The organism is Bacillus sp. FSL W8-0183 (genome assembly GCF_038006825.1).
GTDB lineage: Bacteria > Bacillota > Bacilli > Bacillales > Bacillaceae > Bacillus > Bacillus altitudinis.
The window spans coordinates 1,118,917-1,131,855 of record NZ_JBBOVY010000001.1 but is presented as its reverse complement, the minus strand read 5'-3'; the positions used below and the strand labels follow the sequence as shown (position 1 = coordinate 1,131,855).

Annotated in this window: 13 protein-coding genes; 3 read left to right on the top strand and 10 right to left on the bottom strand. The window is 42.0% G+C overall.

Features of this window, described 5'->3' with window-relative positions:
- Positions 1-174: 174 nt before the first annotated feature.
- From NSQ64_RS05860 to NSQ64_RS05835, 6 genes are all read right to left on the bottom strand, one after another.
- Positions 175-1,119, bottom strand: a complete 945-nt coding sequence (locus NSQ64_RS05860; protein WP_341015520.1) for a siderophore ABC transporter substrate-binding protein — start codon at positions 1,117-1,119, stop codon at positions 175-177.
- A 22-nt stretch (positions 1,120-1,141) separates the two neighbouring features.
- Positions 1,142-1,900 (bottom strand): iron ABC transporter ATP-binding protein, encoded by a 759-nt coding sequence (locus NSQ64_RS05855; protein ID WP_019743341.1) that lies wholly within the window; start codon positions 1,898-1,900, stop codon positions 1,142-1,144.
- On the bottom strand, positions 1,891-2,841 hold the full coding sequence (locus NSQ64_RS05850; RefSeq protein WP_024720012.1) for an iron chelate uptake ABC transporter family permease subunit: 951 nt from the start codon (positions 2,839-2,841) through the stop codon (positions 1,891-1,893). The genes NSQ64_RS05855 and NSQ64_RS05850 overlap by 10 nt, the downstream gene beginning before the upstream one ends.
- Positions 2,834-3,784, bottom strand: coding sequence for an ABC transporter permease (locus NSQ64_RS05845; RefSeq protein ID WP_039167438.1), 951 nt, complete (start codon positions 3,782-3,784; stop codon positions 2,834-2,836). The genes NSQ64_RS05850 and NSQ64_RS05845 overlap by 8 nt, the downstream gene beginning before the upstream one ends.
- A gap of 156 nt (positions 3,785-3,940) precedes the next feature.
- Entirely contained in the window at positions 3,941-4,219 is a 279-nt protein-coding gene (locus tag NSQ64_RS05840) for a barstar family protein (RefSeq protein WP_041507495.1), read from the bottom strand.
- Positions 4,220-4,281: 62 nt separating this feature from the next.
- The gene (locus NSQ64_RS05835) at positions 4,282-5,451 is read right to left on the bottom strand and encodes an MFS transporter (RefSeq protein WP_159145571.1); all 1,170 of its coding nucleotides are present in this window, start codon (positions 5,449-5,451) and stop codon (positions 4,282-4,284) included.
- 142 nt (positions 5,452-5,593) lie between these two features.
- Between NSQ64_RS05835 and pdxR the strand changes: the two genes are divergently transcribed.
- On the top strand, positions 5,594-7,033 hold the full coding sequence (gene pdxR / locus NSQ64_RS05830; RefSeq protein ID WP_341015513.1) for a MocR-like pyridoxine biosynthesis transcription factor PdxR: 1,440 nt from the start codon (positions 5,594-5,596) through the stop codon (positions 7,031-7,033).
- Between the two features lie 30 nt (positions 7,034-7,063).
- On the opposite strand, the gene NSQ64_RS05825 is transcribed toward pdxR, so the two are convergent.
- From NSQ64_RS05825 to NSQ64_RS05815, 3 genes are all read right to left on the bottom strand, one after another.
- Positions 7,064-7,546: a hypothetical protein gene (locus tag NSQ64_RS05825; RefSeq protein ID WP_008348662.1), complete on the bottom strand. Its 483-nt coding sequence runs from the start codon at positions 7,544-7,546 to the stop codon at positions 7,064-7,066.
- A 385-nt stretch (positions 7,547-7,931) separates the two neighbouring features.
- The gene (locus NSQ64_RS05820; protein WP_341015511.1) at positions 7,932-9,038 is read right to left on the bottom strand and encodes an alanine racemase; all 1,107 of its coding nucleotides are present in this window, start codon (positions 9,036-9,038) and stop codon (positions 7,932-7,934) included.
- Positions 9,039-9,180: 142 nt separating this feature from the next.
- Positions 9,181-9,759, bottom strand: coding sequence for a competence protein ComK (locus NSQ64_RS05815; RefSeq protein WP_017366958.1), 579 nt, complete (start codon positions 9,757-9,759; stop codon positions 9,181-9,183).
- Between the two features lie 289 nt (positions 9,760-10,048).
- On the opposite strand from NSQ64_RS05815, the gene NSQ64_RS05810 reads away from it, so the two are divergent.
- Positions 10,049-10,285, top strand: a complete 237-nt coding sequence (locus tag NSQ64_RS05810; RefSeq protein ID WP_008348804.1) for an IDEAL domain-containing protein — start codon at positions 10,049-10,051, stop codon at positions 10,283-10,285.
- Positions 10,286-10,343: 58 nt separating this feature from the next.
- On the opposite strand, the gene NSQ64_RS05805 is transcribed toward NSQ64_RS05810, so the two are convergent.
- The gene (locus NSQ64_RS05805) at positions 10,344-11,204 is read right to left on the bottom strand and encodes an SDR family oxidoreductase (protein WP_041507499.1); all 861 of its coding nucleotides are present in this window, start codon (positions 11,202-11,204) and stop codon (positions 10,344-10,346) included.
- 142 nt (positions 11,205-11,346) lie between these two features.
- On the opposite strand from NSQ64_RS05805, the gene NSQ64_RS05800 reads away from it, so the two are divergent.
- A complete protein-coding gene (locus NSQ64_RS05800) occupies positions 11,347-12,879 on the top strand; it encodes an FAD-dependent oxidoreductase (RefSeq protein WP_268381648.1) in 1,533 nt (510 codons plus the stop codon).
- Positions 12,880-12,939: the final 60 nt, after the last annotated feature.

The following is a 12,939-nucleotide window of genomic DNA, read 5'->3' as shown; positions in this document are numbered from 1 at the left end:
ATTTTAGCCCTTTGTCTTCTTTTCAGCGTGATAGAAAACCTTTGCAGTCTAGGAAGGACGAGTACTGGCGCGGAGCGAATTTCACATTCGTGAGCACCAGCACGCAGGACTGACACCGAATGCGAGGGTTTGTCTACACGCTGAAGCTGCTCAAAATGAGCAGCTTTTCAACCATTACTTTTGTTCAATTCCTTTTTTCACTTCATCAATCATCGCATTCAATGATTCAAGGCCGCCGCCTGCTAAATACCACATGTCAGAGTTTAAATACACCACATGATTGTTTTTAACCGCTTTGACTGATTTCACATAATCATTTTCAACAAGCTGTTTCGCAGACGTTTCTTCTCCAATCGCCGCGCCTCGATCCACGACAAATAAGTAATCTGGGTTCGTTTTGACCATATACTCATACGAAATGCTTTGTCCATGTTTATCAGATGGCTCTAGCTTTTGATCTGCTGGTGTGATCCCAAATACATCATGGATCAGACCATATCTTGACTTAGGACCAAATGCCGTCATTTTGCTGTCGTTCGCCATGATGACGAGACCATTTTTGTTTAACTCTTTTGCTTGTTTCTTTAATGCATCTACTTTTTGATCAATGGCAGACAGTTCTTTTTTCACTTGGTCTTCTTTATCGAAAATCTTTCCTAACGTTTCGGCATTCTTTTTGAATGATTCCATATAGTTTGCGTTATCTACATCCATATAAATCGTCGGAGCAATTTCAGAAAATTCATCAAATGCATCTGCTTGGCGGTGCTGAATAATGATCAAGTCAGGCTTCATCTCTGCAATTTTCTCAAAGTTTGGCTCTTTTAACCCGCCGACATTCTCATATTTATCACTTTCATATTTAGATAAATAGTGAGGAATCACTTGTTTTGGTAAGGCTGTCACGTTGACACCAAGCTTATCAAGTGTATCGAGACTTCCCATATCAAAGACGACGACTTTTTTCGGGTTTTTCTTGACCTTCACACCGTCTTTATTCAACATATCCTTTACTGTTACGGTTTCCTCATTCGTTCCCGCTGTTTTTCCTTGGTTACCACAGGCAGCAAGGACAGCAATCGCTGTTAATACTGTTATCATCCAAATCCATTTTTTCATGATTGATCACCTCTTCATTTTTTCAAGAAAAATATAAGCAAATACGCTCACCACGAATGACTTCGATTGGTATGCGCATGTCATAAATGTGTTCAAGTGCTTCTGTTTGAATCACTTCATCAACGCTTCCTTCTTTGATCACCTGACCCTCTTTTAAGGCGACGATGTGATCTGAATAGACAGATGCAAAGTTAATATCATGGAGAACAACAACAATCGTTTTTCCAAGATCTTTCACGAGCTGCTGAAACAGCTTCATCATTTCAACTGAATGGTTCATATCTAAATTATTTAAAGGCTCATCTAAGAAAATATAATCCGTATCCTGAGCTAGCACCATGGCAATAAAGGCTCTCTGCCTTTGTCCGCCGCTTAGTTCATCTAAATATTGATGCTGGATTTCGACGAGTCTCATGTATTGAAGCGACACATCTATCATGTTCTCATCTTCTTTTGTCAAGCGGCCTTGAGAGTAAGGAAAGCGGCCAAAGCTGACAAGCTCACGAACGGTCAAACGCACACTCATGTGGTTCGACTGCTTCAAGATGCTCATTTTTTTCGCAAGCTCCTGAGGAGAGTACGCACGATAAGGTTTATCCTCTAAATAAGCTTCCCCAGTATCAGGTTGAATCAGGCGGCTCATGATGGACAAAAGCGTACTTTTGCCTGCGCCATTTGGACCAATGAGAGAGGTCAGCTGTCCTTTTTTTACACTGACAGTTGTTTCGTGAAGCACTGTTTTTCCGTTATATGTCTTACTGACTCCCTTCATCACGACCATGAACGACTCTCCTTTAAAAGTAGATAAATAAAATACAGTCCGCCGACTAAATCAATCAGCACACTAAGCGGTGTTTGAAACGTAAATACCTTTTCCACAAGAAATTCCCCGCCTACAAGCGCAATGACACTAATGAAAAACGAGCCTAATAGCAAGTACGTGTGCCGATATGTACGAAACAGCTCTCTTGCCACATTGACGACGAGTAAGCCAAGAAACGTAATCGGGCCGACGAGGGCCGTCGCAATAGAAACAAGGACGGCAATGACGATCAGCATCTTTTTTGTGATCCCGTCATAGTCAATCCCAAGATTCACAGCCTGTTCCTTTCCTAATGACATGACATCTAATTTCGCGCGGAAGGTCCATATATAAAGACAAAGTGCCGCAAATAAAAGAGAAGCGAGGAGTAAAATATCTGTGTTCATGTGATTAAAGCTGGCAAAGGACTTGTCCTGTACGACTTGGTATTCATTCGGGTCAATGAGCATTTCCATAAAGGAAGAAAGACTTTTGAACAATGTTCCAAACACAATCCCGACAAGCAGGAGTAAGAAAATATGCTTGTTTTTGCGTTTGAACATGACCGTATAGAGCAGCACAGAAAAAAGAATCATTAATCCAACGCAGAGAAAGAAATTCAGGTTCTTATTCGCGATCATCATATTGGTCGATCCAAAAAGATAAATAATCGCCGTTTGCAAAAACAAGTAAAGCGCGTCTAACCCTAAAATGCTTGGCGTTAAGATTCGGTTATTGGTCAATGTTTGAAACACAACAGAAGAAAAGGCAATCGCGCCTCCTGTCAAAGTCATGGCAAGCACCTTTTTTAAACGGCTCGGCACTGTGTACTCCCAGTACCCCATTTGAAAGGTGACGAAGATGACAACGAATACGGCTGCAATGGCTGCAATGAGAAATAATGTTCGTTTCTTATGCATAGCGCTTCCTCCTTAATAACATGTACAGGAAGATCGCACTTCCAATGATGCCGACCATAAGCCCGACAGATATTTCATATGGATAAATGATCACTCGTCCGAGCACGTCACATATGAGCACAAAAATGGCCCCTAATAAAGCCGTATGCGGCAGGCTCTTTTTCAAGTGATCCCCTCGGTAGATCGATACAATATTCGGAATGATTAAGCCGAGGAATGGCAGCATGCCAACAGTCAAAATCGTTACAGAAGTAATCATCGAAACAATCACCAAACCAACTGCCATGACACGTTTATACGTTAAACCTAAATTGACGGCAAAGCTCTCACCCATACCAGCCACTGTAAAGCGGTCAGCATATAAATACGCGATGATCAATAGAGGAACACTCACATAGAGCAGTTCATAACGCCCCTGAACAATAAGAGAAAAATCCCCTTGCAGCCATGCGGATACGTTTTGGATCAAATCATATTTATAGGCTATAAACGTGGAAATTGAACTAACAATTCCGCCAAACATTAAGCCGACTAACGGTACGTAGATCGTATCGTTCACCTTAATATGGCGTAAAATTTTTAAGAATAATAGATTGCCAGCTAACGTAAATAAAAACGCAATCGCCATTTTCATCAGCGGGCTTGCCTGTGTAAAAACAAGCATGGCGGTTAAAATACCCAGCTTGGCCCAATCCATTGTTCCTGCAGTCGTTGGAGAGACAAATTTATTTCTCGTCATGCTTTGCATGATAAAACCGCATAAGCTCAGGCTCATGCCAGCAAGCACAATACTCATCAGCCGCGGGATGCGACTTGAAAATAAGGTGTTCATTTGTTCATCTGATAGATGAAACAACTGTAAAAGAGACAGGTCCTGTACTCCGACAAACAGCGACGCACATGCCAAACACAAAAACAACAAACTTAATTGGTACAACTTCATACAGGGTTCACACTTTCTATCAAGCTCTCTGCCACAAATGATTATCATTATCAATTAAGCGACAGTTCATATATTATCATATTTAGTGAAATATTCAATAGTAGAATGAGGGTGAAAACCGCATAAAAAAAACAGCTTTTGGGATCAGCTGCTTTTTTACGCTTCAATATTCAATTGAAACTGCCCTTGCAGTTCCTCTTCAGCCTCTTGAAATAACTGCCGCAAATTCTCTGCATAATCACCAAGCTCGTCTTTGCTTGCTTGATAGTGAATCCACGTGAGCTCTAAAGGCAAGCTCACTTCTCCTGTTAAACAGTCCCAAAGGGCATCAAGGTTTTTGCCGTAATGATCAGGAAGTTGTAACACTGTTTTTAGTTGATCATGAAGCTCCTCTTGTGATCTGCACATCGCACCATTTAGCTGTACTTTTTTCATTTCCCTCCCCCTCTTCTGTCTTTATTTTAAACGAATTGGAGAGGAAAGAGAAAGAATCCATTTCACTTTTGCCTCTCTCTGAAACTTAAACTAAGTAAGATCAGGCAGGCAGCCAGCACGAGCATGAAAAAGAGCGTTAACACTGTCTGAGTACCGTACATATCAGCAAAGAGACCAACGAACACACTTGGTATGCCAAGACCTAGATACGCAAACAAGTAATATCCAGCAACGGCTCTAGCCGCTTCCTTCTTCCCTTTCTCAACAATCAGCTGGAGACCACCTAAGTAAGTAAATCCATAGCAAGCTGTGCCCGCTAAAAGAGTTCCAGCAAGGACAAGGAAAATGGACCCGCTATTAGCACCGAATAACAGCAGGCCATATCCACACGGAAGACAAATAAAACCGATACGAAGCGCTGCACTGCTATTCATCTTTCGGACAAAAGGCTGCATCAGAACACCTGCCATATTAATAAAAAACAGCGCCGGTCCTACCCACAATTCATAGCCATTTAATTTAAGCTGTGCTGGCAAAATCGAAATGACAAGACCGCACACAGACCATGCGATAGCAATGGCTATGTTCGCAGGCATTGTCCCTTTTGGAAACCTCGGCATGTTCATTAGCGGTTTACTTGCCTCCCCTTGTACAGGCGGCACCAAAAAGAATACAGCAACAATCGTCAACATAATCAAGACCAACACAATCCAATAGCTAAGAGGCGTCAGTGACACTTGCTCAAAAGAAAGAATCGCTGTAAAAAGAGCACCTCCCCCAAATCCAATCGAACTGCATAATGCGATAAACGTTGGGATCCAGCCCGATTTCTCTGGATATAAAGCAATCAAGTAGGCAGTACATGTGCCAACACTTAACCCAAGTCCCACTCCTTGCAGCAGCCGGGCGACAAAGAGCATTTGTATGGTCGGATGCACGATCATGAGCAGGGTGGCACATAATGAAAAGCAAAGTGCGATCAATAAAATCGGTTTTCGTCCTGCCCGGTCAGACATGCCGCCAAGTAACAATAATACTGGAATCAGTCCGAAAACATACGCAGCAAACACAAGGGCTGTTGACGCCTTTCCGTATCCTGCGTGCTCTGCATATTCCGTATAAAGAGGGACTTGCAGGTTCACTGCTGTTGTAATCATAAAAAGGCTAAATAAAACGAACACAAACGGAATCATAGATAGCTGTGCTGTTTCTTCTTTTGATGCAGGAATCATGGGACTCTCTCCTCTGTGTAAATGATATGAACCAGTGTACACATCATTTGGATTTCTTCCCACATCCAAAAATGAAGCTATTGACCAGTCCATAATTCCATGTCATCATCATGATGACATGACAAAGGAAAGAAGGTGCACTGTGTACATTCATTTAGACCGTTCCAGCTCTACCCCGCTCTGGCAGCAAATCGTCAATGGCATCATTCAAAAAATTCATACAAACACACTGAATCCTGATGATCAGTTGACTCCGTCAAGAGTATTAGCACAAGAGCTCAACGTATCTCGATCCACCGTACAGCTTGCCTATGATGAACTGCTGGCAAGAGGTTATGTCAGCACCTCTAGAAGAGGCGGAACAAAGGTCATTTCAAGTGATTACAATGCTGCTTCTCCCCCACATCAAAACGAACCGCCTTTTGCACTTCCGACAAGACCTCACTTTGACGAGGCTGAAAAACAAATGGATCACTGGCTCTCGGCCAATCAATTTCATGACACACTTGAGATTGATTTCCGCCATCAAGAACCAGCCATCGACGACCATTTTCAAAACATATGGAAACGCTCGCTTCTAAAAGCATTACAGCGCTTAAATATGAAAGATTGGGGTTATTCTTCTCCGCATGGATTATGGGAAGTACGTTCAGAAATTCGCCAATACTTATCGGTTGAACGCGGCATTGAGATAGAAGAAGACCAAATCGTGTTAACAGGGGGCACACAGCAAGCCATTGACTTGATTTCACAAGTCATGCTCAAAAAAGGAGATACAGTCGCTGTTGAAGATCCTGGTTTTCCTGGAGCTAGGTTGTCCTTTTTACATCGCGAAATGACTATTTACCCCGCACCAGTCGATGAAGAAGGAATGATGGTGAATACATTGCCAGAACGTACAAAGCTGATCGCTGTAACGCCCTCTCATCAGCGGCCAACCGGTGTCTGTATGAGCGTCAATAGAAGACGGGAGCTGTTGCAGTTTGCTGCGAAGGCTCAATCTTACATATTAGAAGATGATTTTGATGGGGATTATCGTTATCATGGCGGACCGCTTCCTTCTTTATTTTCAGAAGCACCCGATCATGTGATCTATATTGTCAGTTTTTCCAAGGTACTTGCTCCAGGCATCCGCCTTGCTGCCATCATCGGCTCCAAAGCAGTCATCAAAGAAATCGCTGCACTGCAATCACTTATTCAAAGACAGCTGCCGATCATGGAGCAAATCACTCTTGCCTCTTTTTTCAGAGAAGGAGAGTTTACGCGATATGTCAGGCGGATGAGACAGGTGTATAAAAAACGGCAGGCAGCGATGATGGATGCTCTTTTGACACATCACTTTGACAAACACTTCCGTTTATATGGAACCGATACAGGCCTTCACGTCTTTTTGGAAGGAACATCAGACTTTGATGAACAAGGTACGATTGAGGCCGCAAAAGCGGCAGGTGTCGGCATTTATCCATTAAGCCCCTATTGTTATGAAAGCAAAAGGAAAGGGTTGCTGCTTGGTTTTGCCTGTACGGATGAAGCCATGATTCAAGAAGGTGTACGCCGATTAAAGCAAACACTGCACATCTAAAAAAGCCTGGAAGTCTCCCTTCCAGGCTTTTCATTGTGATTGCTGAACGTTTCCCACTTCTTCAATGAAAGAGGCTGTCTCTTGCAATCCATCTTGAAAATGTTGAGTAGCTGACATAAACAGCTTTTCTTGATCAGGACGCTTTAACAGCTGCTCTACCTTGCTAATTCCTTTTTCAAATGAAGCAAGACCTGTCTTTAATTGTTTGTCTGCCTTTTGATACACAGCTGGCACTTCTTGATGAGTAAGCCCTTTTTGAATGACACGGTCGAATGCTTTCGTCGCTTTTGTCAATTTTTCATTTACTTGAATTTTTCCATGTCCATCCGAAATAAATTGATCGGTCATGTTTTCATATGCTTCATTTAACTCATCCATATAACGCTGAACCCATTGTTCATACGCAGCTTCTTTTGTGTTTTGTTTTGAAGGCGGCTGACCTGCTTGATTGCAGGCCGTGAGTAGTGTCACTGTCACGGTAAATAGCAGCATCAAATGCCATCGTTTTTTCATACAGGGCCCCCATTTCTCTTTCCCATTTGTTCATATCGGTCAAATATGATCAACTTTTACCTCATACGAACACCTTGTAAGAAATGACTTATTTTTATTGTAACAGACCGCATGTATCACTTCTGTGATTTATGCGGAAATGAATGAAAATCCTTCTAATGGTTCACATTTCCCTGCCATTTCATGATGATACAGTCAATAGACGACGAGAAAGGCACATTTGGTTTCAATCTATTTCATTTTCGCCATTTTTTCTCAAATAAAAAAGACCCCTTTCGGCGCCTTTTCCTTAGATGTATGGATTTCAAATGATGATCTTTCTTAGAATGGAAGCTGCCTTATATTCTGCTATGCATGCGGCAACACCCTCTATGATCCTACCCATTTATTGCAGCTTTCCTTTACAAGCAATCTCCAGCTCTTCTACCACCTTGCCATCTTGAATGAGATATGCTTTTTCATGAAGATTCACAGCAGGACAGATGTGATTCGGAATCATTTGCACCTTCTCACCGATCTGTACACTTTGACGAAAGCCTTCATGATAGATAATGGCATGCTCGTCAAATACGCTTGAAACAAATACATCATCATATTCTTTCACTTTGCCTAAGCCCTCTGTTTTGGTCAGCCCTTTTGTACGTGTTTGTGCCGTCAGCCCCTTGGCCCCTACATCTGTAATCACCCGGCACTCTGTCGGTTTACTAATGACCGTCGTCAGCACTGATGCTGCACAATGTGAATATGTGCCGATTACATTGGACTGGGAAGCATCCATCAAGATGTATGTGCCTGGCCGTATTTCAGTGACTCCTATTGGAATATCAAATTGAAATAAAAATGGCGGTGTTGATCCAATACTGACGACCTCTAGCGGCATACCAGCTTCTTCTGCAATCTGCGCAAAACGGAGTGTTCGATTTACAGCCTCCTCGTATAATGTCCGGCAATGTGCTTTACTTTCCGCTTGATACGTATGACCATCATGAGAAAAAATCCCCTTTAAATGAACGGCATCACTTGTTTGAATCGCCTCTAATATGTGGCAGAAATCACGTTCTTCAATGACACCAGACCTTCCCTCTCCAACCTCTATCTCAATTAAAACCTCCGCTTTTTTCTCTGATTCACGAAAGACTTGCTCAATCTGCTTCACATGCTCAACACAATCTATACCGAATGAAATCTGTATCGACTCTGCCAGTTTACGAATCCGCTTGAGTTTAATCTCACCTACAATTTGATTGGCGATAAAAATATCCTTTAGCCCATGGGCTGCCATTACTTCAGCCTCTCCTACTTTCGCCACCGTAATGCCAGATGCACCTTTCTCTTCCTGCAGCTTGGCAAGTGCAGGCGTTTTATGAGTTTTCGTATGAGGGCGCAATTTGACATGCTGGCGGTCTGCGTATTGCTGCATCGCCGCTACATTCTCCATCATCACCCGTTTATCAATGAGTAGTGCCGGCGTATCCAGTTCTTCATACATCATCCCCATGACCCCTTTCATTATATAAAAAATTATACGATATAGATAAATTATATATTTTTTTATACGATAATCAATGGTTTTTTTGCAAAAAAGTGATGACGATGAGTAAGCAGTCCAGCGGCTGTCTGCCGCTGGTCTCTCACTAATAACGATTACGAAGTTCTCTTAAGATAAAATCATACACAAGGTTGAGCTGCTGTTCCTTTGGATACAGCATAAATTCTTGTTTCTTAGGAAGACCTCCATCAAGTCGATCTTGAAATTTCGTTCGGAGATACGCTGTTCGGTGTACCTGACTCTCAAATGACTTATATGAGACATCTAGTTTGACCGATTGCTCATTTGTAAAAGTAACAACCGTGTCTCCGAGGGATGATTCCTGAAAGATATGAATGTATTTGTGGGAGATCCATCCGCATTGAGGGCGGTTGGATGAATAGGTTGGGAAGAAATACAGATGATTGGATGAGTCAATCACGATGGGAGGCTTGTGTGATATACCTGTTACTTCATATGTTCCCGCTTTTCTGCCTGCATAGCTTGAGCCAAAGAACCTGCAACTGCGTTCTATAATTTGCAGCGGCTTTAATTCAACGTAAAAGCTTGTCTCTCTTTCGATCACTTTTGAATATACTCGTTTTCCTTCTTCAACCGGAAGGACCGCCATTGTTGTTTGATTAATGACGTATGAATCTAATGGTGTTTCACTAATTCCTGACACTTCATTTCCTCCTGTGTTAATTTTTGGTTATTTTAGATACTATTAATCTATCACCAACGTATAAGAAACGACAGGATTTTTTCAATATTTATTTAAAATTATCTTTTTATCATGTTATTTAGTACATTCGATCTATCTAAAAGCCATTTTTAAAGATATATCGCATCTTGTCGACTGGACAAGGGGTGTCGATATGGCTCAAAAATAAATTGTCTAAAAATTATAAATTCTTGTTGATTTTTTCTCCGCCAATCCATATACTATAAAAAAGGCATCGGGGGGATTCTTTATGAAAGAGAAAAAAACGTATGCTGAGCTCATGAAGTCCCGCAACACCCAAAAAACCGAAGAGAATGGCGTTACTATTTTAGACATTTATATTCAAATGGTTTTAGATGAGGCGCTTTATAAACAGCGCTTAACCTTCCTTAGAGAAGAGATTGACAAGGCTCTAGATCAGCGTGATGAAAAGCGTTTTAATGACCTGTCAGCTCAATATGCAGAACATTGCTTACATCAATCATGATGATTTTACTTGCGGCAGAGAGACAGAAACTTGTCTCTTTACCGCAAGTTTTTTGTTTTTATCCATTTAATATGGTTCCGCCATTCACATGAATCATTTGTCCATTCATATAAGAAGAGTCTTCGCTCGCTAAAAATAAATAACTCGGTGCTAACTCTACTGGCTCACCAGGCCGCTCCATTGGGACATCTCCACCAAATTCAGACACTTCCTTTTCCGTAAATGTGGATGGAATCAGCGGTGTCCAAATCGGTCCAGGCGCTACCCCATTTACCCGAATCCCTTGTTTGATAAGAGATAGAGATAATGACCTTGTAAACGTTACAACCGCCCCTTTTGTCGATGAATAATCAATTAAGGTTTCATGACCTTTATAAGCAGTGACCGATGCTGTATTAATAATACTGCTTCCTTTCGTTAAATGAGGGAGCACCGCTTTTGTTAAATAGAACATGGCAAATATATTCGTTTGAAATGTCCGAAGAAGCTGGTGAGAGGTAATCTGTTCAATGCTTTTTTGCGGATGCTGTTCACCTGCGTTGTTGACCAAAATATCAATCGAACCGAAAGCATCTTTTGTTTGTTTGACGACCTCGTTTGAAAAAGCTTCATCCCCTAGGTCACCTGATATTAAAATGACGCGGCCTCCCATCTTTTCAATATAGTCCTTCGTTTCTTCCGCATCACGATGTTCATTCAAATAAACAATCGCTACATTGGCTCCTTCTTTCGCAAATAAGACAGATACTGCTCTTCCAATCCCGCTGTCTCCACCTGTGACAATCGCCGTTTTCCCTGTCAGCTTTTTGCCTTGCACCTCTCGATCAAAGATAGGTCTAGGGTTCATTTTATATTCAAGTCCTGGACGTTCGTTCTGATGCTGAGGCGGTAACGTTTTCTTTGGCTGCTTTGTTGACACGTCAGTCCACTCCTTCCTTTTTATCTCGTTTATTTTTATGTGTTGCTCATTTTTTTATGTATTTCGCTCTTGTTTTCACTAAAATGTATGATTTTCAGCATCGTGGAAAAATTATACACAATAAGTGACTGGAGGCGACAACATGGAACAAGAACATAAAGGATCGGAACAAGCAAAGTCGTTATGGCTAGCTGATAGTGAGAAGCCCTCTTTTCCTACTGTCAGCGAAGATCTTACAGCAGATGTCATCATTGTCGGTGCCGGTATTACCGGTATCGCTACTGCATTTGAAATGACAGAACGCGGACTGGATGTCATCATCATAGATGCTGATCAAGTATTGCAAGGAACCACTGGACATACGACAGCGAAAATTACTTCCCAGCATGATGTGTACTATCATGAGCTGATTCAGCATATTGGTATGCCGAAAGCCCGTTTATATGTAGAAGCAAATGAAAAAGCAAAGGAGCTCATCCAAGCACGTGTGAAAGAGTATGACATTGATTGTCAGCTTGAGGTAAAAGATGCTTACCTTTATACAACAGAAGAAAACGGCGTCAAAAAGTTAAGGAAGGAATTAGATGCGTACAAACAGCTCGGTATCGATCGCGAATGGAAAACAGCGCTCCCGTTTGATGCTGGCATCAAGGTAGCCCTCGCCATGACGCAGCAAGCACAATTTCATCCTCTTCATTATCTTCATGCACTGATCGATCAGCTCATTGACCGAGGCGTGCGCATATTTGAACAGACAACGGCAGTCGATGTAAAAGAAGGAAAACACCCTGCTGTCATCACAAAAAGTGGTCATCATCTGATGGGGCGCTCTATCATTTCATGCTCACACTTTCCTTTTTACGATGGCAAAGGACTGTATTTCACACGAATCCATCCTGAGCAATCTTATGTCGTCGCAGCCAAAACAAAAAAACCGCTTCCAGACGGCATGTACTTAGGAATTGATCAGCCTGCCCATTCATTAAGAACGGCGAAATTCCATGGAGAAGATGTCGTGCTCATCGGTGGACAAGGCCATAAAACCGGACAAGGCGGAGATGAATCCGCACACTATGAAGCACTAGAAAAGTTTGGAGAAACCACCCTTGGCATAACGGAAGTCCTTTACCGTTGGTCCACGCATGATATGGTCACAATGGATCAAATCCCTTACATTGGCCGCCTGACATCACATCATTCGAATATTTTTGTGGCAACAGGCTTTAGAAAATGGGGCATGACCACAAGCCACGTAGCAGCGACACTGATCGGAGATTTGATCGAAGGAAAATCGAATCCTTACGAATCCATCTTTACTCCATCAAGACTCGTGTCAGACGCATTCGTAAAAGACTTTATCAAAGAAAACACCAATGTTGCAGCGAAGCTAATCAGCGGTAAATTAAAACGAGCTGATCAAACAATTGATGATTTAAAACCGGGTGAAGGCGGGATTGTGTCTTATGAGCATAAAAAATGTGGCGCATTTAAGTCAGAGGACGGCGATATCTTTCTTGTCGATACAACCTGTACTCATTTAGGCTGTGAAGTCGCGTGGAATAATAGTGACCGCACGTGGGACTGTCCTTGTCACGGGTCTCGCTTCTCCATTACGGGAGAAGTAGTAGAAGGTCCGGCTAAAAAACCACTGAAAAGGTCATATAAAGAACAGTAAAATTTCACTGTTTTCCCTTTAATAAAACCAAAATTATCCGATAAAAAACATAAAGTCTGA

What these genes read in the sequence shown, in the direction of transcription:
- NSQ64_RS05835 (WP_159145571.1), bottom strand. Translation starts at nt 5,451, where the DNA reads ATGATTCCTGCATCAAAAGAAGAAACAGCACAGCTATCTATGATTCCG.
- NSQ64_RS05855 (WP_019743341.1), bottom strand. Translation starts at nt 1,900, where the DNA reads ATGGTCGTGATGAAGGGAGTCAGTAAGACATATAACGGAAAAACAGTG.
- NSQ64_RS05850 (WP_024720012.1), bottom strand. Translation starts at nt 2,841, where the DNA reads ATGCATAAGAAACGAACATTATTTCTCATTGCAGCCATTGCAGCCGTA.
- NSQ64_RS05820 (WP_341015511.1), bottom strand. Translation starts at nt 9,038, where the DNA reads ATGATGTATGAAGAACTGGATACGCCGGCACTACTCATTGATAAACGG.
- NSQ64_RS05800 (WP_268381648.1), top strand. Translation starts at nt 11,347, where the DNA reads ATGGAACAAGAACATAAAGGATCGGAACAAGCAAAGTCGTTATGGCTA.
- NSQ64_RS05860 (WP_341015520.1), bottom strand. Translation starts at nt 1,119, where the DNA reads ATGAAAAAATGGATTTGGATGATAACAGTATTAACAGCGATTGCTGTC.
- NSQ64_RS05845 (WP_039167438.1), bottom strand. Translation starts at nt 3,784, where the DNA reads ATGAAGTTGTACCAATTAAGTTTGTTGTTTTTGTGTTTGGCATGTGCG.
- NSQ64_RS05825 (WP_008348662.1), bottom strand. Translation starts at nt 7,546, where the DNA reads ATGAAAAAACGATGGCATTTGATGCTGCTATTTACCGTGACAGTGACA.
- NSQ64_RS05810 (WP_008348804.1), top strand. Translation starts at nt 10,049, where the DNA reads ATGAAAGAGAAAAAAACGTATGCTGAGCTCATGAAGTCCCGCAACACC.
- NSQ64_RS05840 (WP_041507495.1), bottom strand. Translation starts at nt 4,219, where the DNA reads ATGAAAAAAGTACAGCTAAATGGTGCGATGTGCAGATCACAAGAGGAG.